We start from the raw sequence: 21,388 nt of genomic DNA on the forward strand, positions 1-21,388 counted from the left end.
GAAACCAATATCTCAAGCAACTCGCTAAACGCCCCTGAAAGCAAAACTTTCATTCAACACATCCAAACTTGCCAGTCCGGTGTCAAGCAGCCTTTCCCCATGAAATGCGAAGAACCAAAAAAAAGCCGGGCAGGGCCCGGCCGTACGGATTCAGCCTGTCAGGCGTGAGCGAAGCTTGCGGGGTAGGCGAGAGACGCCTGGGCATTCTGTATGTCGCTGAGCGCCTGTCGAACGACCTGCTTGGCGACGCAAGCGCATTTTCCGCATTGACTGGCCACGCCGGTCGTTTCACGGACTTCACGGTAGCTGCAGCAGCTTCATAGATGGCCTCGCGGAGCTGACCGTCGGTGACGCCCTGGCAAAGACAGACGTACATAAGCACTACCCGTTGAGTTCTTTGATGTTTTGGATGCTAATCTGAATGAGAATAATTGTCAAAGATACTTCGTCGGGTCGCGCGGCATATTCCCTAGATGGCTAGCGGTGATGGCATGTGGCCATAATTCACGCGTAAACTGTGCGCTCTTTTCTTCTCCCAATAGAGCTGCGTCATGCAGTTGAGCATTCCTACCCTGACGCTGGTGGATATCTACGTGCTGCTCTTGCTCGGCACGCTGATGTTCTTTGCCTGGCGTAGCGGGCGACGGGACCCGACGCTCGGCTATACCTCCTTGATGCTGCTGCTCGGTGGTATCTCGACGGTGCTGGGGTGTCTGCGTGGCATGGGAATCGATGCCGTGCCCATCGTTCTCGGCAATGTCGCCCTGCAACTCGCCCTGGCCATGAACTGGACGGCGATGCGGGTGTTCGCCGGGCGGCCTGCTCATTTGCCTGGGATCGTTGCCGGCGCGCTGCTGTGGAGCGCCCTGTGCCTGGTGCCATGGTTCTATCAGTCGTTACCGGCCCGGTTGCTGCTCGCGTCGGCGCTGACGATCGGCTACACCGCGCTGGCCGTTTTCGAGTTGTGGCGAAGCCGGCATCTGATAGCCGTGTCACTGCGCCCGGCGTTGGTGCTGATGCTGTTCCATATGGGGTTCTACCTGCTGCGCATGGCGGTGGATCGCGGCCAGCCTTTCGCCGATCCGGAGCAGATGAGCTTCTTCGCGTTCTTGATCTTCGAGACCTTGCTCTACGCCATTGGCATCTCCTTCGTCACCCTGGCCATGGTCCGCGAACGCGCCGAGCTGCAGTATCGACAGGCCTCTCTCAGCGATCCGCTCACCGGTATCGGCAACCGGCGCTCGTTCATCGAGGCGGGGCAGGCGCTGCTGCGGCGCTCCGATGCCGGCGGCCAGCCGGTGACCCTGCTGCTGTGCGATCTGGACTTCTTCAAGCGGCTCAACGACACCTTCGGTCACCAGGCCGGCGACCGCGCGCTGGTCGGCTTCGGCCAGGTGATCGCGCAGCGGATGCGCCGCCGGGACGTCTTCGGGCGGATCGGTGGCGAAGAATTCGCCTGCCTGCTGGCCGATGCCGATGCGGCGATTGGTCTGGATGTGGCCGAGCGCATCCGTGGCGAATGTGCGGCGGTGCCTTTCGTCGAGCAGGGGCGGCTGAGCGTCAGCATCGGCGTGGCGACCACTGCCTCGGCGGGCTACGACCTCGACGAGCTGCTGGCCCAGGCGGATCGGGCGTTGTATGCCGCCAAGGCGGCCGGCCGCGACTGTACGCGGGTGGTCGACGGCGGTGGCGAGGTGCATGCCAGGGCCTGTTGAGTTTCACCTCGGTCGCGCCCGGGCCCGTGCTTTGCGTTAGACTGCCTGCCTTTTTTCGACCAAGAAGCCCGCCCATGGCCCTGCAAGCCACACCGTACAAAGTCGAACTCAATCTCACCGATCTGGATCGCGGGGTCTACGACAACCTGCGCTTCACCGTGGCCCGTCATCCCTCCGAGACCGAGGAACGGCTGGGCGTGCGGCTGATCGCCTATGCGCTCTGGTACAGCGAGCAGCTGGCTTTCGGTCGCGGCCTGTCGGACGTCGACGAGCCGGCGCTGTGGGAAAAGAGCCTGGACGGCCGCGTCCTGCACTGGATCGAGGTCGGCCAGCCGGACGCCGAGCGCCTGACCTGGTGCTCGCGGCGTGCCGAACGCGTCAGCCTGCTGGCCTACGGCAATCTGCGGGTCTGGCAGGGCAAGGTGGTGGAGGCGGTGAAGGGGTTGAAGAACCTTTCCATCGCCGCCGTCGACTCCGAGTCCCTGGCCGCGCTGGTCAAGGACCTGCCGCGCAGCCTGCAATGGGGCGTGATGATCAGCGACGGTACGCTGTTCATCACCGACGAACGCGGCCAGTTCGAGGTTTCCCTGCAGTGGCTGCTCGGCGAACGCTGAGTTCCATTTCATCCGATTTGCCGGCCGAGTGAACATGCGCATAGAACCCCGTCCATTGCCTGCGACACTGCCCGACCTGGGCGATCTGCCGCCGCTGCTCACGCGCCTGTACGCCGCCCGTGGCGTGCTCTCGGCGGCCGAGCTGGACAAGGGCCTGGCGCGGCTGATCCCCTACGACCGGCTCAAGGGCATCGATACCGCGGTGGCGCTGCTGGTCGAGGCGCTGGAGAAGCGCCAGCGCATCCTCTTCGTCGGCGATTTCGATGCCGATGGCGCCACGGCGAGCACGGTCGGCGTGCTTGGCCTGCGCCAGCTGGGTGCGGCGCACGTCGACTACCTGGTGCCCAACCGTTTCGAATACGGCTACGGGCTGACCCCGGAAATCGTCGCCGTGGCGCTGCAGCGCGAGCCCGACCTGCTGGTTACCGTGGACAACGGCATCTCCAGCGTCGACGGCGTGGCAGCGGCCAGGGCCGCCGGGCTCAAGGTGCTGGTAACCGACCATCACCTGCCGGGCCACGAACTGCCGGCGGCCGATACCATCGTCAACCCGAACCAGCCGGAATGCGCCTTCCCCAGCAAGTGCATCGCCGGGGTCGGGGTCATCTTCTACGTGCTGCTGGCCCTGCGCGCGCGGCTGCGCGACCTCGGCTGGTTCGCCCGTCAGGGCTGGGCCGAGCCGAATCTGGCCGAGCTGCTCGATCTGGTGGCGCTGGGCAGCGTCGCCGACGTGGTGCCGCTGGATGCCAACAACCGCATCCTCGTCCATCAGGGCCTGGCGCGGATTCGCGCGGGGCGGGCTCGGCCGGGGCTGCGGGCGATCCTCGAGGTGGCCGGGCGCGACCACCGGCGCATCACCTCCACCGACCTGGGCTTCATCCTCGGCCCGCGGCTGAACGCGGCCGGCCGGCTGGATGACATGTCGCTGGGCATCGAATGCCTGCTCTGCGAGGACGAGGCACTGGCGCGCGACATGGCGACCCAGCTCGACCAGCTCAACCAGGACCGCAAGAGCATCGAGCAGGGCATGCAGCGCGAGGCGCTGGCCCAGCTCAAGGACCTGCCGCTGGAGGACCTGCCGTTCGGCCTGTGCCTGTTCGAGCCGGACTGGCACCAGGGCGTGATCGGCATCCTCGCCTCGCGCCTCAAGGAGCGCTACCACCGCCCGACCATCGCCTTCGCCGATGCGGGCGACGGGTTGCTCAAAGGGTCGGCGCGCTCGGTGCCGGGCTTTCATATCCGCGATGCGCTGGATGCGGTCGCCGCCAAGCATCCCGGCCTGATCAGCAAGTTCGGCGGGCACGCCATGGCGGCCGGGCTGTCACTGCCCCAGGCCAACTTCGGCGCCTTCGCCGCGGCCTTCGATGCGAGGTGCGCCGCCAGCTGTGCGAGGACGACCTCACCGGGCGGCTGCTGAGCGACGGCCAGCTCAGCGTCGAGGAATTCCACCTGGAGCTGGCGCGCGCGCTGCGCAATGCCGGGCCCTGGGGCCAGCATTTCCCCGAGCCGATGTTCCATGGCGTGTTCCAGTTGGTGCAGCAGCGTATCGTCGGCGAACGCCATCTGAAGCTGGTGCTCAGGAGCGAATGCGGCTCGCTGACCCTGGACGGCATCGCCTTCAACATCGACCGCGAGATCTGGCCGAACCCGACGGTGCGCTGGGCGGAGCTGGCCTACAAGCTGGACGTCAACGAGTACCGCGGCCAGGAAAGCGTGCAGCTGATGGTGGCGCATATCGCCCCGCGCTGACCTGTTCGTGCCGGCCGACGATAGGCCGGCTGAATCGGCTGGCATTTCCCGGCGGGACGTTCGATTGTTGCCCGCCGTCGTGGCGCCTAGAGTGGCGGGACAACAACAGCGCCATGCGGGAAGCCGAAATGAGCGACACGACCGTCCATCACCGTGCCTGTCACCTGTGCGAAGCCATCTGCGGCCTGACCATCCAGACCGAAGGCGAGCGCATCCTCTCGATCAAGGGTGATCCCCTCGACCGCTTCAGCCGCGGCCATATCTGCCCGAAGGCGGTGGCTCTGCAGGACATCCAGAATGACCCCGATCGCCTGCGCCAGCCGATGCGCCGTTGCGGCGACGAATGGCAGGCGATTGGCTGGGACGAGGCCTTCGAGCTGGTTGCCGAGCGCTTGGCCGACATTCGCGAGCGCCACGGCGCCAATGCGGTGGCCATCTACCAGGGCAACCCGAGCGTGCACAACTACGCTGATGACCCATAGCAACTATTTCCTCGGGTTGCTGAAGACGCGCAATCGCTTCTCGGCCACTTCGGTCGACCAGCTGCCGCACCATCTGACCAGCCACCTGATGTACGGTCATGGCTTGCTGCTGCCGGTGCCGGACATCGATCACACCGATTTCATGTTGATCCTCGGCGGCAACCCGCTGGCCTCCAACGGCAGCATCATGACCGTGCCCGACGTGGAGAAACGGCTGAAGGCGATCCGCGCCCGCGGCGGCAGGCTGGTGGTGGTCGATCCGCGACGCAGCGAGACCGCCGCGATCGCCGATCAGCACCTGTTCGTGCGTCCCGGACAGGACGCGGCGCTGCTGTTCGGCCTGCTCAACACCCTTTTTGAAGAAGGCCTGACGCGTACCAGCGAACTGCCGCTGGACGGCATCGAGGAGGTGCGCACGGCAATCGCCGCCTTCAGCGCCGAAGCGATGAGTGCCCGCTGCGGGGTTCCGGCCGAGCAGATCCGCCAGCTGGCGCGGGATTTCGCCGCGGCGGACAAGGCCGTCTGCTACGGACGCATGGGTGTCTCGACCCAGGCCTTCGGCACGCTCTGCCAGTGGCTGGTGCAACTGATCAACCTGGTCACCGGCAATCTCGACCGGGTCGGCGGCGCGCTGTGCACCGAACCCGCGGCGGACCTGGTGGAAACCACCTCCGGCGGGCATTTCGCCGCCTGGCGCAGCGGGTATCGCAATTGCCGGAGTACGGTGGCGAACTGCCGGTGGCGGCGCTGGCCGAGGAGATGCTCGAGCCGGGAGAAGGCAGGTGCGAGCGCTGATCACCGTGGCCGGCAACCCGGTGCTGTCCACGCCCAATGGACGCAAGCTGGAGCAGGCGCTGGATGGTCTGGCGTTCATGCTCAGCGTGGACTTCTACATCAACGAGACGACCCGCTACGCCGACCTCATCCTGCCGCCGACCGCGCCGCTGGAACACGACCATTACGACGCGACGTTCAACCTGCTGGCGGTGCGCAATGTCACCCGCTTCAACCAGCCGCTGTTGCCCAAGCCCGAGGGCGCACTGCACGACTGGGAAATCTTCATCGGGCTGGCCAAGGCCTATTCGGCACGGGTCGGCGTCGAGCTCAAGCCGACCCTGCCGCCGCAGCAGATGATGGACCTGGCGCTGCGCCACGGCCCCTATGGCGAGCGCTCCGAGCGCAAGCTCAGCCTGGCGGCGCTGGAGGACTATCCGCATGGGCTGGATCTCGGGCCGCTCAAGCCTAATCTGGCGCGGCGCCTGAAGACCCCGAACAAGCGCATCCAGGCCGCGCCGGCATTGATGCTGGAAGACCTGCAGCGCTTCGCCGCCGAACCACAGGCCAAGGGCGGCGAGCTGCTGCTGATCGGTCGCCGCCACGTGCGCAGCAACAATTCCTGGATGCACAACTATCAGCGTCTGGTGAAGGGCAAGCCGCGCCATCAACTGCTGATGCACCCGGCCGACATGGCGGCGCGCGCGCTGCAGGATGGCCAGCGCGTGCGGGTGCATTCGCGGGTCGGCGTGGTCGAGGTGGAGGCGCTGGCCAGCGAGGAGATGATGCCCGGCGTGGTCAGCCTGCCGCACGGCTGGGGCCATGCCCGGCCGGGTGTGCAGCTGGATATCGCGCAGCAGCAGCCCGGCGCCAGTTGCAACGACCTGACCGACGAGCGGGCGCTGGACGTCTCCGGCAATGCCGCGCTCAACGGCGTCGCGGTGCAGGTCAGCGCCGCCTGACGCGCAACTTCGCCAATCGCGGGCTGGGCATGCGCGCGGAAACGGTCTCTACTGAAGGCTGTCCAACCCGCATTCACGACAGTAGAGGCCGTCATGTCCCAGCTCTTCCAGCCGCTCACCCTGCGCCAACTTACCTTGCCCAACCGCATCACCGTGTCGCCGATGTGCCAGTACTCGGCCAAGGCCGGCATGGCCAACGACTGGCACTTGGTGCACCTGGGCAGTCGCGCCGTCGGTGGCGCCGGGCTGGTGATCATCGAGGCGACGGCGGTCAGCCCCGATGGGCGCATCTCGCCGGAAGACCTCGGCATCTGGTCCGACGAGCATGTCGAGCCGCTGCGGCGTATCACCCGCTTCATCGAGGCGCAGGGCTCGCTCGCCGGCGTGCAGCTGGCCCATGCCGGGCGCAAGGCCAGCACCTGGCGACCTTGGCTCGGCAAGCATGGCAGCGTACCAATCGCCGCTGGCGGCTGGACGCCGGTCGGCCCGTCCGCCATTGCCTTCTCGCCGGAGCACGCGGTGCCGACGGCGCTGGACGAGGCTGGCATCGCGGCCGTGGTGCAGGCTTTCGTCGAGGCGGCCGAGCGTTCGCTGGCGGCCGGTTTCAAGATCGCCGAGGTGCATGCGGCCCACGGCTACCTGCTGCATCAGTTCCTCTCGCCGCTGTCCAACCAGCGCCAGGATCGCTACGGCGGCTCGTTCGACAATCGCATCCGCCTGCTGCTGGAGGTGACGACTGCGGTACGTGCGGTCTGGCCCGAAGAGTTGCCGCTGTTCGTCCGGCTGTCGGCCACCGACTGGGTCGAGGATGGCTGGAACGCCGACGAAACCGTCGAGCTGGCGCGCCGGCTGAAGGAGATCGGCGTCGACCTGATCGATGTGTCCTCCGGTGGCACTGCGGCCAGTGCCGAAATTCCGGTCGGGCCCGGCTATCAGACCCAGTTCGCCGAGCGTGTGCGCAAGGAGGCGGGCATCGCCACCGGCACGGTGGGCATGATCACCGAGGCGGTGCAGGCCGAGCACATCCTGCGCACCGGGCAGGCCGACCTGATCCTGCTCGCCCGCGAACTGCTGCGCGACCCGTACTGGCCGCTGCATGCCGCCGAATACCTGCGCGACAACTCCGTGCCCTGGCCGGCGCAATACGTGCGCGCCGCCCACCGCGATACGCCGATCCGCCAGGAAAGCGAGCCGCTCGACTGAGCCTCCTCCTCATCAATAGGTGCTTCGATGAAAACCAGTGGCCTTCTCGATCAATTGCTCAAGTCCGGCCAGGACCTGCTGCAAAAGCAGCCGTCGTCCACGGTCGGCGGTAAACCCTCGGCGGGTAGCTCGGCGATCTGCTTTCCGGCGCCGGCGGTGGGGTGCTCGGCAGCGCCTTGTCGGGAGCCGGGGGCAGTGCATTGGCCGCCGGCGCCATGGGCTTGCTGCTGGGCAACCGCAAGGTGCGCAAGCTCGGTGGCAAGGCGGTCACCTACGGCGGCCTGGCGGCGCTGGGTGTGCTCGCCTACAAGGCCTACAGCAACTGGCAGGCGCAGCAGGCCGATACGCCGCAACAGGCGCCGCAAACGCTCGATCGCCTGCCGCCGGCGCAGGTCGAGGAGCACAGCCAGGGCATCCTCGAGGCACTGGTGGCGGCGGCCAAGGCCGACGGCCACGTGGACGCACGCGAACGCCAGTTGATCGAGGCCGAGCTGGCCAAGCTGACCGGCGACAGCGATCTGCGGCACTGGCTGGAGGCGGAACTGAACAAGCCGCTCGATCCGGCCGAAGTGGCTGCCGCCGCGAAGACGCCGGAAATGGCCGCCGAGATGTACCTGGCCAGCGTGCTGGTAGTCGACGAGGAGCATTTCATGGAGCGCGCCTACCTCGACGAACTGGCGCGTCGGCTGGCGCTCGATCCGCAGCTCAAGGCCGAGCTGGAAAGCCAGGTACGCGGCGTGACCGGCTGAGCCTCCCGGCCAGCATGGCGATGCATCTGCGGTCCGATCGCCTGACGGCTCGTCCTGGCGGGCTGTCAGCGCGGGCTGTCAGCGCGGGCCTGCTGCGTTATAATCGCCGGCTTTTCGAATCGTCCGATTGAGAGTGCCGACCATCATGGAAATCAACCCGATCCTCAACAGCATCAAGGATCTGTCCGAACGCACCCAGTCAATTCGGGGGTATCTTTGACTACGATCAGAAGCATGATCGTCTCGTCGAAGTAAACCGCGAACTCGAAGACCCGAACGTCTGGAACAACCCTGAATACGCCCAGAACCTGGGCCGCGAGCGTGCCACCCTGGCGCAGATCGTCGAGACCCTGGACGACCTGAACGGCGGCCTCGCCGACTCCCGCGACCTGCTCGACATGGCCGTCGAAGAGAACGACGAAGGCGCTGTGAACGACGTCGTCGTCGAAGTCGAGCGCCTGCGCGAGATCCTCGAGAAGCTCGAGTTCCGCCGCATGTTCAGTGGCGAGATGGACGCCAACAACTGCTACCTGGACATCCAGGCCGGCTCCGGCGGCACCGAGGCCCAGGACTGGGCCAACATGCTGCTGCGCATGTACCTGCGCTGGGCCGACAAGCACGGTTTCGATGCCGAGATCGTCGAACTGTCCGAGGGTGAAGTCGCCGGCATCAAGGGCGCCACCATCCATATCAAGGGCGAATATGCCTTCGGCTGGCTGCGTACCGAGATCGGTGTGCACCGCCTGGTGCGCAAGAGCCCGTTCGACTCCGGCAACCGCCGCCACACCTCGTTCACCGCGGTGTTCGTCTCGCCGGAGATCGACGACAACATCGAGATCGAGATCAACCCGTCCGACCTGCGCATCGACACCTACCGCTCCTCCGGGGCCGGTGGCCAGCACGTCAACACCACCGACTCGGCGGTGCGTATCACCCACGTGCCGACCAATACCGTGGTGGCGTGCCAGAACGAGCGTTCCCAGCACGCCAACAAGGACACCGCCATGAAGATGTTGCGGGCCCGGTTGTACGAGCAGGAGATACAGAAACGCAACGCCGCCTCGCAGGCACTGGAAGACTCCAAGTCCGACATCGGCTGGGGCCACCAGATCCGCTCCTACGTGCTCGACCAGTCGCGCATCAAGGACCTGCGTACCGGCGTCGAGCGTAGCGACTGCGACAAGGTGCTGGACGGGGATCTAGACGAGTACCTCGAAGCCAGCCTCAAACAGGGACTCTGAGAGCAGCCGCAAGCCTCAAGCCGCAAGCACCCCATTGAAACGATTTGACCGGGACGACCCGCAATGAGCGAACAACCGCTGAACCAGCACGCCATCCAAGAGGAAGAAAACAAGCTGATTGCCCAGCGCAAGGAAAAGCTTGCTGCCGTGCGCGAGCAGGGCAATGCCTTCCCCAATGACTTCCGTCGCGACAGCTATGCAGGCGACCTGCAGAAACAGTACGCCGAGAAGACCAAGGAGGAGCTGGAAGCGGCCGCCATCCCGGTCAAGGTCGCCGGACGCATCATGCTCAACCGTGGCGCGTTCATGGTCATCCAGGACATGAGCGGGCGCATTCAGGTCTACGTCGATCGCAAGACCCTGCCGGCCGAGCAGCTGGAGGCGGTCAAGCACTTCGACCTGGGCGACATCATCGCCGCCGAAGGCACCCTGGCACGCTCCGGCAAGGGCGACCTGTACGTCTACATGAGCAGCGTGCGCCTGCTGACCAAGTCGCTGCGCCCGTTGCCGGACAAGTTCCACGGCCTGACCGACACCGAGCAGCGCTACCGCCAGCGTTACGTCGACCTGATCATGAACGACGAAGTGCGCGAGACCTTCCGCGTGCGTTCCCAGGTCATTGCGCACATTCGCAAGTTCCTCGCCGAGCGTGACTTCCTCGAAGTGGAAACGCCGATGCTGCAGACCATCCCCGGCGGCGCCGCGGCCAAGCCGTTCGAGACGCACCACAACGCGCTGGACATGCCGATGTTCCTGCGTATCGCGCCGGAGCTGTACTTGAAGCGCCTGGTGGTCGGCGGTTTCGAGCGGGTGTTCGAGATCAACCGCAACTTCCGCAACGAAGGCGTCTCGACCCGGCACAACCCCGAGTTCACCATGCTCGAGTTCTACCAGGCCTACGCCGACTACGAAGACAACATGGACCTCACCGAGGCGCTGTTCCGCGAGCTGGCCCAGGCCGTGCTCGGCAGCACCGACGTGCCGTATGGCGACAAGGTGTTCCACTTCGGCGAGCCGTTCGCGCGGCTGTCGGTGTTCGACTCGATCCTCGCATTCAACCCGGAGATCTCGGCCGCCGACCTCAACGACCTGGAAACGGCTCGCGCCATCGCCAGGAAGGCCGGCGCCAAGCTGCTCGGCCACGAAGGCCTGGGCAAGCTGCAGGTGATGATCTTCGAGGAACTGGTCGAGCACAAACTGGAACAGCCGACCTTCATCACCGAGTACCCGTTCGAGGTCTCGCCGCTGGCGCGGCGCAACGATCGCAACCCCAGCGTCACCGACCGTTTCGAGCTGTTCATTGGCGGCCGCGAGATCGCCAACGCCTATTCCGAGCTCAACGATGCCGAGGACCAGGCCGAACGCTTCCACGCCCAGGTGGCCGACAAGGATGCCGGCGACGACGAGGCCATGCACTTCGACGCCGACTTCGTCCGCGCGCTGGAATACGGCATGCCGCCGACTGCCGGCGAGGGCATCGGCATCGACCGCCTGGTGATGCTGCTGACCAACTCGCCGTCGATCCGCGACGTGATCCTCTTCCCGCACATGCGTCCGGAGCTGTGATCGACGCGTTGGGCTTCGCTTCGCTCGCCCCAGGTTCACCCAACCTACATGTACCGTAGGTTGGGCCGAGCAATGCGAAGCCCAACACAGGATTGGCACGGGACCCACGGTAAGCTCCGTGCACCCTGGGCAGCCCGCTGGTGTATAACCCCGAGGGGTTACGGATCATTCGTGAAGAGGGACCGATGAACACCCGCAACAACCTGGACGAATACCAGAGCACCGTGCGCGCCTTGTCCGACCGCATCGTCGAGGCGCAGACCCCGGTACGGGTGCTGGATGCGGTCAAATGGGACGAGAGCATCCGCCAGGGCTTCCTCGAAGCGAAGGGACGCAAGCTGCCGCAGGTCGATCGCAGCTACTACGAGGGCCGCCCGCTGGCCTTCGACCCCAGCGCGAAGAAGCAGGAATTCCAGGACATCGAACGCGATATCACCCGCCAGCTCGGCCAGTTCAACCCGGTCGGGCAGATCATGCGGCGCATGTGCAAGGAATACCGCATGGTCATCCGCATGCTCGAGGCGCGCGGCACGCCGGACTTCGGCATGATCTCTCAGGAGCTCTACGGCGCGGCGTCCGATGCCTTCCACGCTGGCGACCCGACCCTGGCCGACCTCGGCCTGATGCTCTCCGACTACCTGAACAACATTGCCGATCGCGGCGACCTGCGCGACGAGCCGAAGAACCTCACCGCGCCGCAGGCCGTCGAGCTGCTGCAGAAGCGCCTGGATGTGGTGTTCGGCGAAGGCGAGGGGGTGATCCGCGTCTTCGAGTCCGACGGCATCCTCGCCGATGCGGCGGCCGGCGCCGACTACATCAAGATCCGCAGCGACGCGCTGTTCAACGAACGTGACGTGCGTGCGCTGGAAGTGCACGAAGGGCTGGTGCACGTCGGCACCACGCTCAACGGGCAGAACCAGCCGATCTGCACCTTCCTCGCCAAGGGCCCGCCGTCGTCCACCGTGACCCAGGAAGGCCTGGCGATCCTGATGGAAGTGATCGCCTTCGCCTCCTATCCGACGCGCCTGCGCAAGCTGACCAACCGCACCCGCGCCATCCACATGGCCGAGGAGGGCGCCGACTTCCTCGAGGTCTTCGCCTTCTTCCGCGAGCAGGGCTACGCCGCCGACGATTGCTACAGCAACGCCAGCCGCGTGTTCCGCGGCTCGACGCCCGATGGCCTGCCCTTCACCAAGGACCTGTCCTACCTGAAGGGCTTCATCATGATCTACAACTACATCCAGCTCGCCGTGCGCAAAGGGCAGCTGGAGCAGATTCCGCTGCTGTTCTGCGGCAAGACCACGCTGGAGGACATGCGCACCCTGCGCCAGCTGGTGGACGAGGGCATGGTGGTGCCGCCCAAGTACCTGCCGCAGCAGTTCCAGGACCTCAACGCGTTGTCGGCCTGGATGTGCTTCTCCAACTTCCTCAACCATCTGAGCCTGGATCGCATCGAAGCCGACTACGCCAACATCCTCTGAGCCGACCCGGCGCAGACCACGAATCAACCATCACGCAAGGAAGCGTAACGCCATGGAAAACTCCGTCTTCGCCCGCCGGTCCAGCCCGCTGGAGCGCACCCTCTCGGCGGCTGCCTACAATCTTGTCATTGGCCTGACCCTGTGCTGGGGTTTCTGGGTCAACTGGTGGATGGTCGGCAACATCCCGGTCGAGTCCATTCGCAGCATCCATCCCTGGCTGTTCTTCGGCGGCTACTTCGCCAGTTGCCTGGCCGGCGCCTGGCTGTTCCATAGCTCGAACAAGCCCTGGGTGAGTTTCCTCGGCTACAACCTGGTGGTGGTGCCGTTCGGGCTGATCGTCAACCTGGTGGTGAGCCGCTACGACACTGCGCTGGTGCACGAGGCCATCCGCATCACCGCGCTGGTAACCCTGGGCATGATGCTGCTCGGCACGCTGTTCCCGCGCTTTTTCGCCAGTATCGCCAGTGCGCTGACGGTGGCGCTGCTGCTGGTGATCGTGGTCGAACTGGTCGAGCTGTTCATCCTCGGCATCCACCACGGTGTGATCGACTGGATCGTGGTGCTGATCTTCTGTGGCTATGTCGGCGTCGACTGGGGGCGGGCGAACCAGATTCCCAAGACCCTGGACAATGCCATCGACAGCGCCGCCGCGCTCTATATGGACATCATCAACCTGTTCCTGCGTATCCTGCGCATTCTCGGGCGCAAGTAAGCGAGGGCAGGCCGCAGCCGTCCTCGTCGCGCTGCAATCACAGGATCAGGAGTTGCCGATGCCCAGCCATCAACTCGAGTACGAAATCCTCGGCCAGTCCGCGCAGAGCGTGGAGATCATCCTCGACCCGGGCGAGACGGTGATCGCCGAGGCCGGGGCGATGAACTACATGACCGACGGCGTGCGTTTCGAGGCGCGCATGGGCGATGGCTCGGCGAGCGGGGTGCTCGGCAAGCTGTGGGGCATGGGCAAGCGGATGATCACCGGCGAGTCGCTGTTCCTCACCCACTTCAGCAATCAGGGCCGGGGCCGGGCGCGGGTCGCTTTCGCCGCGCCGTATCCCGGCACGGTGGTGCCGGTGGATCTCGCGGCGCTGGGCGGCCAGCTGATCTGCCAGAAGGACGCCTTTCTCTGCGCGGCCTACGGCACGCGCATCGGCATCAGTTTCAGCAAGCGCATCGGCGCCGGTTTCTTCGGCGGCGAGGGCTTCATCCTGCAGCACCTGGAGGGCGATGGCCTGGCCTTCGTGCATGCCGGCGGCGCGGTGATCCGCAAGGAGCTGAACGACGAGACCCTGCGCCTGGATACCGGCTGCCTGGTGGCCTTCACCCCAGGCATCGACTACGACATCCAGCTGGCGGGCGGCCTCAAGAGCATGCTGTTCGGCGGCGAAGGACTGCTGCTGACGACGCTCAAGGGCACCGGCAGCGTGTGGATCCAGAGCCTGCCGTTCTCGCGGCTGGCCGAGCGGGTCTACGAGGCGACCTACCAGGCACGGGGGGAAACCCGCGCCGGCGGCAACTGAATTCCCGCCAGGCGACCTGAAGTTGTTCAGATAAGCACGGAGAGTACTTTGTAGGAGCGCGCCATGCGCGCGAATTGCGGGCGTGGCCCGCTCCTATATCTGATCCGGCATCCAGCTTGAGTCGTCGAGTGGACAGCATTACGCCAGGCGACCCGAATTTGCCACAATGCGCTTCTTTACCCAGGCGAGATCGTCCATGTCCGAACGCAACCCCATTCCGCTGATCCTCACCGCCATCGGCAGCATCATCGGTACCGTCGCCGTGCTGAGCTATTACGGCTACGCGCACATCGCCAAGCCCGAGGATGCGTTGCTGCTGGCCGACTACACGATGCTCAAGACCATCCCCGGCGAGGATTACCGGGTCTCGCTCAAGCCCGCCGAGCAGGTCGCGCAGTGCATCGATGGCGTGGTGGTGTTGTTCGACACCCAGCAGAAGGGGCTTTCCGGCGTGCTGGTGGATAACAAGAAGCGGGCCGTACGCTGCATGGAAGAGCGCGCGCCGGCCGGCCTCTTGCAATAACGGTACGGTGCGTCGCCCCGAGTAGGCGCGCGACTCATGCCGTTGTGCTTCTCTGCTCCGCCTGGCGGGCCTGCTGGCCACTGAAGCGCTCCACCAGCGCATGCATGGCACGCGCGGTCTGGTCCAGTTCGCTGCCGGCCTGGGCGGATTCCTCGGCCAGCCCGGCGTTGACATCGGAGGCGTCGGCGATGCGGGTGATCTGCCGGGAGATGTCCTCGGCCACATGAGCCTGTTGTTCGGACGCGGCAGCCATCTGCTGGCTCATGCCGTGGATCAGTTCGATGGCATCGCCGACATGCTGCAGTGCCTGTTGGGTGCTGACGACCTGGCGCACGCCGTCCTCGGCTTCCAGCGTACCGCTGCGGGCAATCTCCACCGCATTCGCCGCTCGCGCCTGCAGCGTCTCGATGATGCCCTGGATGGTCGCGGTGGAATCGCGCGTCTTCGAGGCCAGCGCCCGTACCTCGTCCGCCACCACGGCGAAGCCGCGGCCTTGTTCGCCGGCCCGCGCCGCCTCGATGGCGGCGTTCAGGGCCAACAGGTTGGTCTGCTCGGCGATCGCGCGGATCATGTCGGCGGCCTGCTGGATGGTCTGGGTGTCCTGCGCCAGTTCTTCCACCGAGGCGCTGATGCCCGCCACGCTGTGCGCCAACCGTTCGATCACCTCGCGGGTCCTGCCGGCTTCCGTCGAGCCGCTATCGGCCAGTGCCTGATCCGGCTGGCTTCATCGGCAGTGCGCTGGATATGGCGCGTCACCTCGGCGATCGATGCGGCCATTTCGTGGATCGCGGTCGCGGTCATGTCCGCTTCCTTTCGTTGCTCCTGCAGGGAGGTTTCCGACTGGTTGGTCAGCCGGGCGCTACGCTGGGCCAGCGCCATGCTCTGGCTGGCGAAGTCGCTCAAGCGGCCCAGTAGCGTGCGTAGCCGGGCGCGTTCGCTGAGCAGGCTCATCTGCAGGCGTGCCGGCCTGCCGCTGGCAGCGGTATAGGCGCGGGCGCTGAGCGGGTCGTCGAAGGCGCCGTCGAGCCGGGCCTGCAACTGCCGCAATTGCTGCGCCTGGCGCCAGGCGTTCCAGCCCTGCAGGATCGGCAGCGCTGCCAGGGCGCAGCCGAATCCGGCCAGGGGTGAGGCGTAGCGGTAGGCTGCCAGGGCCAGCAGCGCGGCCACGGCAGGCCAGGTATAGAGCGCTGCCGTGCGCCATACGGGCTGCACCGAGGCGCCCTTCGCGGGGCCCGCGAGGAGCTGCGCATAGAGCTGGCTGGCGCGATGCACCTGCTCGCTCTGCGGCATCACGCGCACCGACTCGTAACCGCTGATGCGACCATCGACGAAGATCGGTGTCACATAGGCATCGACCCAGTAGAAGTCGCCGTTGCGACAGCGGTTCTTGACGATGCCCATCCAGGGTTTGCCGTCCTTGAGGTAGCGCCACATCTGGGCGAATACCGCTGCCGGCATGTCCGGGTGGCGCACGATGTTGTGCGGGCTGCCTACCAGTTGGGCACGCTCGAAACCACTGACCTCGACGAACTCGTCGTTGCAGTAGGTGATGATGCCGCGGGTATCGGTAACGGTGATGAGGCGTACATCAGCGGGGAAACGACGCTCCTGCTGGGTGACAGGCATGTTGAGTCGCATGGCTTTGATCCTTTCCCTGGATTGTGCACATTAAACTTAGCTAAAAGTTACAAAAGCGTATTCATTGTATTTCGCTATCACAGGCGCCCTTGTCGATGCATTTTATGGCAGATTGCCATTATCACTTCGGGCGGCACCCAGCCCGTGGTGGACGGGGATGACCTATGGGCGAGGTGGCGGGCATGCAGGGCCGCCGCTGCGTGAAGGCCCTGCATGCCCGCCACTTGCCTCGATGCAGCCTGCTAGCGCATCGACGAGCGCGGTGCCACCGGCTTGTTATCGTCCGAGATGGTGACTTCCACCCGGCGGTTCATCGCCCGCCCCGACGAGGTGGCATTGCTGGCTACCGGATATTCCTTGCCATAGCCCTGGGCGACGATACGCGCCGGGTCCACGCCCATCTTGATCAGCGCCATGCGCACGGCATCGGCGCGGCGCTCGGAGAGGCGCTGGTTGTAGTCGGCCGAGCCGGTGCTGTCGGTGTAGCCCTCGACGATCACCTTGCGCTCGGCGTTCTCGTTGAGGAAGTCGGCGAGCGTCTGCATGCTGCGCATACCGCCGGGCTTGAGCTCGGCACGGTCGTAATCGAACAGCACGTCGCCGAAGGTCACCAGCGTGCCGCGCTCGGTCTGCTTGGCCTGCATCTCCTCCTGCAGCTTGCGAATCTGTGCGTCACGGGCTTCCAGGCGTGCCTCGGCGCGCTGGGCGGAGGCCTTGTTCAGATCCTGTTCGGCCGTGCGCAGGGCGATGGTCTGTTCGGCCAGTTCGATGCGGCGCTTGGTCAGGTAGGCCAGCTGGTCCACCGTCTCTTCGTCGGCGTCGTCCAGATAGGCCTTGTTGGCCTTGTCCAGCATGTTGCTGGCATCCTGGGTTTCCAGGGCCGCGAGCTGGCTGGAGCGGGCGTCGCTCTGCAGCGCCGAGAAGCTGCTGCGCGCCTCCTCGAGATTGGGGTTGGGTTGGGATGCGCAGGCCACCAGGCCGATACTCAGGGCCAGCAGGGTGGGGAAGGTTACGAGCTTGTGCATGACGGAATCATCCTTTGGCAATGTTGGAACGACGGTCTGGGCGGGCTCACCGGACGCTGCGCATGCCTTCTTCGCGCAGTTCGCGGACGCCCTCCTGGGCGTCCTGGACGGCCTTCTGGGCCTTGGCCGCCTCGGCCTTGCGCTCGGCAACGCGGGCGTCCCACTCGGCCTGTTCGGCCAGCCTGCGGGCCTCGTCGTAGTTTTCCTTCTGCATGGCCAGCTCGGCCTGCTTCCACTTTTCTTGCGCGGCGCGCATTTCCACTGCGGCATATTCCGTACCGCCGGCACTGACGGCACTGCGCACGGCCGACTCGGTCACGGCGAACTGCTCCTTCGGCGGGTTGCCGGCGCAGGCGCTCAGCAACAGGCCGCCAAGTGCAACGGCCGCCAGCTTGGGCAGCTGAAGTCTGGATGCGGGCGTTTCGACAGCTTTGTTCATGGTCACTCTCCAGTACGAATCTGACTGACGGATACCAATGGCGTCCCGGGGCAGGCAGTGCTGCACAAGCGCGCTGTCAAGGGACATATTTTTGTGAGGACGAACGGCGCCAATCGTTCAGTCGAAATTGCCGCGCTAGAGCCTGCGACCGGGAAATGACGGGCAGCCGCGGGTGGCCGCCGGGGCTGGTGGGGAGGTTTCAGCCCGTATTGCAGGAGAGGAAAACGGCCTGTGCCGTTGCCGCGCTACCGGCCGGTCCGGATGCGCGAGCGCTATCCGCCGGCTCGATCGTACCGCTCAGGCCGTGGTGGGGGCCTTCTGCTCGTCGAGCATCCGCTGCAGATGCTGGCGCGACAGTTCGAGAAAGCGTGGCGTCGGGCCAACGTCCTCGTAGATCGGATCGCCTTGCTCGTCGGTGGCGATCACCTGCGTGCCGCGCACATAGGGCAGGCTGGTCTCGACGGCTTCGAGTGCGGCGCCGACCAGCTCGCCGAGCAGCGCCTCGGTGCTGCGCTTGGGGTACATCTCGGCCAGTGCGGCCAGGCGTGCCGCGCTCTCGACATCGAGCGGGATGGTATAGCGGGTCTGGCTCATACGGCCCTTGGCGTCCCGTTCCCAGTGGCTGACAAGCTCGGAAATTCTCATGATCGCTCCTCTGCTCGCGGTAACGAGCGCAGATGACAGGAAAAGCCCGCCGCGTCCTGGCGTTGTGCGCCGCCGCCAATGACGCCTTGTCATGGCCGAGCGCGGTGGGCACTCTGGTTGGAGGTAATTTCAGCGTAGCCGTTCAGGATTCTTTTCCCAGCGGCGCGCTTGGTCGGGATGTCCGCGGGGCGGCCGGGGCACGCTGCGCCACCGCTCGCGACGCCTGCTCGGCAGCACTGGCGGAAGGAACAGGGTCATGGCGAAAATCATCGATGCGCGCCTGCGCGACAACGTACACCTGCTGGGGGAACTGCTCGGCAACACCATCCGTGCGCAGCACGGCGATCTGTTCTTCGACAAGATCGAACGCATCCGCAAGGGTGCCAAGGCGGCGCGGCGCGGGTCCGAGGAGGGCGCGCAACTGCTGGCCGAGACGCTGGACAGCCTCGACGAGCACGAACTGCTGCCGATGACCCGTGCGTTCAACCAGTTCCTCAACCTGGCCAACATCGCCGAGCAGTACCATCAGGTTCGCCGCCGCGGTGCCGGGGAGGCCGCGCCGTTCGAGGCCGGCGTGCTTCCCGACCTGCTCGAGCGCCTCAAGGCCGCCGGGCACGACGAAGAATTCCTGGCGCGCCAGGTCGGCCGGCTGGAAATCGAGCTGGTCCTGACCGCCCACCCCACCGAGGTTTCCCGGCGCACCCTGATCCAGAAGTACGACGCCATCGCCGAGCAGTTGGCGGCGCGCGACCATACCGACCTGTCGGCGGCCGAGCGTGCCGGCATCGAGCTGCAGCTGCAGCGGCTGATCGCCGAGGTCTGGCACACCGAGGAAATCCGCCGCAACCGCCCGACCCCGGTGGAAGAGGCCAAGTGGGGCTTTGCCGCCATCGAGAACTCGCTGTGGCGAGCCGTGCCCAACGTGTTGCGCCAGGCGGATGCGACGCTCGCGCGCGCGACCGGCCTGCACCTGCCGCTGGAGGCCGCGCCGATCCGCTTCGCCTCCTGGATGGGCGGTGATCGCGATGGCAACCCGAACGTCACCGCCATGGTGTCCCGCGAGGTGCTGCTGACGGCGCGCCAGGTGGCGGCCGAGCTCTATCTCCGGGAGATCGAAGGCTGATCACCGCCTTGTCGATGAGCGCCGCCAGCGACGAGCTGCTGCAGCAGACCGGCGCGTCGGCCGAACCCTATCGGGTCCTGCTCAAGCCCTTGCGCAACCGCCTGCGCGCCACCCGCGACTGGGCGCGCGCGGCCATCGAGCACGGCCAGCCGGCGCCGGCCGAAGTGCTGCAGGAGTGCGAAGAGCTGCGCCGGCCGCTGGAGCTTTGCTACCGCTCGCTGCATGCCTGCGGCATGGACGTGATCGCCGATGGCGCGCTGCTCGATTGCCTGCGCCGGCTGGCGGTGTTCGGGCTGTTCCTGGTGCGCCTCGACATTCGCCAGGATGCCGCGCGACACGCCGCTGCGCTGGCGGAAATCACCGACTACCTCGGCCTCGGCGATTACCAGCAGTGGGACGAGCAGCGCCGGCTGGACTTCCTCCAGCACGAGCTGAACAGCCGTCGGCCGTTGCTGCCCATGCATTACCAGCCTTCGGCCGACACCGCCGAGGTGCTCGCCACCTGCGCGGTGATCGCCGAGGCGCCTGCCGCTTCGCTGGGCTCCTACGTCATCTCCATGGCCCATGCCGCATCCGATGTGCTCGCCGTGCAATTGCTGCTCAAGGAGGCTGGCCTGCAGCGGCCGATGCGCGTGGTGCCACTGTTCGAGACCCTCGACGATCTCAACAACGCGGCGCCGACCATCGAGCGCCTGCTCGCGCTGCCGGGCTATCGCCAGCGCCTGCAAGGTCCGCAGGAAGTGATGATCGGCTACTCCGACTCGGCCAAGGATGCCGGCACCACGGCCGCCGCCTGGGCCCAGTACCGCGCCCAGGAGCGCCTGGTGGAGGTGTGCCGCGCACATGGCGTCGAGTTGCTGCTGTTCCATGGCCGCGGCGGCACCGTGGGGCGTGGCGGCGGCCCGGCCCACGCGGCCATTCTCTCGCAGCCGCCGGGGTCGGTGGCGGGGCGTTTCCGCACCACCGAGCAGGGCGAGATGATCCGCTTCAAGTTCGGCCTGCCGGACATCGCCGAACAGAACCTCAACCTCTACCTGGCCGCCGTGCTCGAGGCGACGCTGCTGCCGCCGCCGATGCCCGAGCCGGACTGGCGCGAGACCATGGACCGGCTCGCCGCCGATGGCGTGGCGGCGTACCGGGGCGTGGTGCGTGAGCACCCGCAGTTCGTCGAGTATTTCCGCCAGGCGACCCCCGAACTCGAGCTGGGCCGGCTACCGCTGGGCAGCCGGCCCGCCAAGCGCCGCGAGGGTGGGGTGGAAAGCCTGCGGGCGATTCCCTGGATCTTCGCCTGGACCCAGACGCGGCTGATGCTGCCGGCCTGGCTGGGCTGGGAACAGGCCCTGCAATGCGCGCTGGCGCGCGGCGAGGGCGAACGGCTGGCGACGATGCGCGCGCACTGGCCGTTCTTCTCCACGCGCATCGACATGCTGGAAATGGTGCTGGCCAAGGCCGATGCCGACATTGCCCGGCGTTACGACGAGCGCCTGGTGCAGTCGCAACTGCTGGCGCTGGGCAGTGATCTGCGTGACCGATTGTCGCAGGTGGTCGGCGCCGTGCTGGCGCTGACCGGGCAGATCGACCTGCTGGACCACAGCCCGCACACCCAGGAAGCCTTCAGCCTGCGCAACACCTATCTCGATCCGCTGCATCTGATGCAGATCGAGCTGCTGGCGCGCTCCAGGCAGCGCCAGGGCCCGCCGGAGAGCCCTCTGGAACAGGCCTTGCTGGTCAGCGTGGCGGGCATCGCGGCGGGCCTGCGCAATACCGGCTGAGCGCGCCACGACAATATCCGCGCCGCGCGCGGCAGCCGCTCCGGCCATCGCGAGCGGCGCCGGGGCATAGGCTTCGTGAGCAGTACCGGACACATCCGGGACGGCTTGTGCCGCCCCGGTGCGCTGTGTATCGTGTTCAACCTTTTGTCGCATGGCGGCAAACCAGATTT

The 21,388-nt window shown here is 66.2% G+C and carries 12 protein-coding genes and 6 pseudogenes; 13 read left to right on the forward strand and 5 right to left on the reverse strand.

The features are described from left to right. Positions 1–158: 158 nt before the first annotated feature. A pseudogene (locus BAY1663_RS23725) lies at positions 159–376 on the reverse strand (bacterioferritin-associated ferredoxin). A gap of 175 nt (positions 377–551) precedes the next feature. Between BAY1663_RS23725 and BAY1663_RS10900 the strand changes: the two are divergent. The 12 genes and pseudogenes from BAY1663_RS10900 to BAY1663_RS10955 all read left to right on the forward strand — a co-directional run bounded on the left by BAY1663_RS10900 (position 552) and on the right by BAY1663_RS10955 (position 14,576). Continuing rightward, positions 552–1,715 (forward strand): GGDEF domain-containing protein, encoded by a 1,164-nt coding sequence (locus tag BAY1663_RS10900; protein ID WP_037040509.1) that lies wholly within the window; start codon positions 552–554, stop codon positions 1,713–1,715. 74 nt (positions 1,716–1,789) lie between these two features. Then, a complete protein-coding gene (locus BAY1663_RS10905; protein WP_037040513.1) occupies positions 1,790–2,329 on the forward strand; it encodes a YaeQ family protein in 540 nt (179 codons plus the stop codon). A gap of 34 nt (positions 2,330–2,363) precedes the next feature. Further along, positions 2,364–4,078: pseudogene (gene recJ / locus BAY1663_RS10910) on the forward strand (single-stranded-DNA-specific exonuclease RecJ). A gap of 128 nt (positions 4,079–4,206) precedes the next feature. After that, positions 4,207–6,296, forward strand: a pseudogene (locus BAY1663_RS10915) (molybdopterin-dependent oxidoreductase). A gap of 93 nt (positions 6,297–6,389) precedes the next feature. Further along, the gene (locus tag BAY1663_RS10920) at positions 6,390–7,499 is read left to right on the forward strand and encodes an NADH:flavin oxidoreductase/NADH oxidase (protein WP_037040517.1); all 1,110 of its coding nucleotides are present in this window, start codon (positions 6,390–6,392) and stop codon (positions 7,497–7,499) included. Between the two features lie 27 nt (positions 7,500–7,526). Next, positions 7,527–8,248, forward strand: a pseudogene (locus tag BAY1663_RS10925) (tellurite resistance TerB family protein). 145 nt (positions 8,249–8,393) lie between these two features. Then, positions 8,394–9,489 (forward strand): peptide chain release factor 2 gene (prfB, locus tag BAY1663_RS10930; RefSeq protein ID WP_128576244.1). Its coding sequence is split into 2 segments (ribosomal slippage): positions 8,394–8,465 and positions 8,467–9,489, totalling 1,095 coding nucleotides; the frame shifts between segments, so codons are not numbered across the junction. A 63-nt stretch (positions 9,490–9,552) separates the two neighbouring features. Further along, on the forward strand, positions 9,553–11,055 hold the full coding sequence (gene lysS / locus BAY1663_RS10935; protein WP_037040519.1) for a lysine--tRNA ligase: 1,503 nt from the start codon (positions 9,553–9,555) through the stop codon (positions 11,053–11,055). A gap of 185 nt (positions 11,056–11,240) precedes the next feature. Beyond that, complete coding sequence (locus tag BAY1663_RS10940) at positions 11,241–12,536, forward strand: flavohemoglobin expression-modulating QEGLA motif protein (protein WP_037040528.1); 1,296 nt, start codon at positions 11,241–11,243, stop codon at positions 12,534–12,536. A gap of 52 nt (positions 12,537–12,588) precedes the next feature. Then, complete coding sequence (locus BAY1663_RS10945; RefSeq protein WP_037040532.1) at positions 12,589–13,248, forward strand: Bax inhibitor-1 family protein; 660 nt, start codon at positions 12,589–12,591, stop codon at positions 13,246–13,248. Positions 13,249–13,306: 58 nt separating this feature from the next. Continuing rightward, complete coding sequence (locus BAY1663_RS10950; RefSeq protein WP_037040534.1) at positions 13,307–14,053, forward strand: TIGR00266 family protein; 747 nt, start codon at positions 13,307–13,309, stop codon at positions 14,051–14,053. Between the two features lie 196 nt (positions 14,054–14,249). Then, a complete protein-coding gene (locus BAY1663_RS10955; protein WP_037040537.1) occupies positions 14,250–14,576 on the forward strand; it encodes a hypothetical protein in 327 nt (108 codons plus the stop codon). Between the two features lie 34 nt (positions 14,577–14,610). Here BAY1663_RS10955 and BAY1663_RS25185 read toward each other — a convergent pair. The 4 genes and pseudogenes from BAY1663_RS25185 to BAY1663_RS10975 all read right to left on the reverse strand — a co-directional run bounded on the left by BAY1663_RS25185 (position 14,611) and on the right by BAY1663_RS10975 (position 18,323). Further along, positions 14,611–16,214, reverse strand: a pseudogene (locus BAY1663_RS25185) (PAS domain-containing methyl-accepting chemotaxis protein). Between the two features lie 242 nt (positions 16,215–16,456). Further along, positions 16,457–17,239 carry an OmpA family protein gene (locus BAY1663_RS10965; protein WP_037040540.1) on the reverse strand — a complete coding sequence of 261 codons (783 nt, stop codon included), beginning with the start codon at positions 17,237–17,239 and terminating at the stop codon, positions 16,457–16,459. Between the two features lie 46 nt (positions 17,240–17,285). Then, positions 17,286–17,678 carry a DUF4398 domain-containing protein gene (locus BAY1663_RS10970; RefSeq protein ID WP_037040548.1) on the reverse strand — a complete coding sequence of 131 codons (393 nt, stop codon included), beginning with the start codon at positions 17,676–17,678 and terminating at the stop codon, positions 17,286–17,288. Between the two features lie 297 nt (positions 17,679–17,975). After that, positions 17,976–18,323, reverse strand: a complete 348-nt coding sequence (locus BAY1663_RS10975; protein ID WP_037040552.1) for a hypothetical protein — start codon at positions 18,321–18,323, stop codon at positions 17,976–17,978. 256 nt (positions 18,324–18,579) lie between these two features. Here BAY1663_RS10975 and ppc point away from each other — a divergent pair. Beyond that, positions 18,580–21,218: pseudogene (ppc, locus tag BAY1663_RS10980) on the forward strand (phosphoenolpyruvate carboxylase). The last annotated feature ends 170 nt before the right edge of the window (positions 21,219–21,388 follow it).

This window comes from Pseudomonas sp. BAY1663 (assembly GCF_000582595.1).
Lineage (GTDB): Bacteria > Pseudomonadota > Gammaproteobacteria > Pseudomonadales > Pseudomonadaceae > Stutzerimonas > Stutzerimonas stutzeri_AF.

What these genes read in the sequence shown, in the direction of transcription:
- BAY1663_RS10965 (WP_037040540.1), bottom strand. Translation starts at nt 17,239, where the DNA reads ATGCACAAGCTCGTAACCTTCCCCACCCTGCTGGCCCTGAGTATCGGC.
- BAY1663_RS10970 (WP_037040548.1), bottom strand. Translation starts at nt 17,678, where the DNA reads ATGAACAAAGCTGTCGAAACGCCCGCATCCAGACTTCAGCTGCCCAAG.
- BAY1663_RS10950 (WP_037040534.1), top strand. Translation starts at nt 13,307, where the DNA reads ATGCCCAGCCATCAACTCGAGTACGAAATCCTCGGCCAGTCCGCGCAG.
- BAY1663_RS10905 (WP_037040513.1), top strand. Translation starts at nt 1,790, where the DNA reads ATGGCCCTGCAAGCCACACCGTACAAAGTCGAACTCAATCTCACCGAT.
- BAY1663_RS10940 (WP_037040528.1), top strand. Translation starts at nt 11,241, where the DNA reads ATGAACACCCGCAACAACCTGGACGAATACCAGAGCACCGTGCGCGCC.
- BAY1663_RS10945 (WP_037040532.1), top strand. Translation starts at nt 12,589, where the DNA reads ATGGAAAACTCCGTCTTCGCCCGCCGGTCCAGCCCGCTGGAGCGCACC.
- BAY1663_RS10975 (WP_037040552.1), bottom strand. Translation starts at nt 18,323, where the DNA reads ATGAGAATTTCCGAGCTTGTCAGCCACTGGGAACGGGACGCCAAGGGC.
- lysS (WP_037040519.1), top strand. Translation starts at nt 9,553, where the DNA reads ATGAGCGAACAACCGCTGAACCAGCACGCCATCCAAGAGGAAGAAAAC.
- BAY1663_RS10920 (WP_037040517.1), top strand. Translation starts at nt 6,390, where the DNA reads ATGTCCCAGCTCTTCCAGCCGCTCACCCTGCGCCAACTTACCTTGCCC.
- BAY1663_RS10900 (WP_037040509.1), top strand. Translation starts at nt 552, where the DNA reads ATGCAGTTGAGCATTCCTACCCTGACGCTGGTGGATATCTACGTGCTG.
- BAY1663_RS10955 (WP_037040537.1), top strand. Translation starts at nt 14,250, where the DNA reads ATGTCCGAACGCAACCCCATTCCGCTGATCCTCACCGCCATCGGCAGC.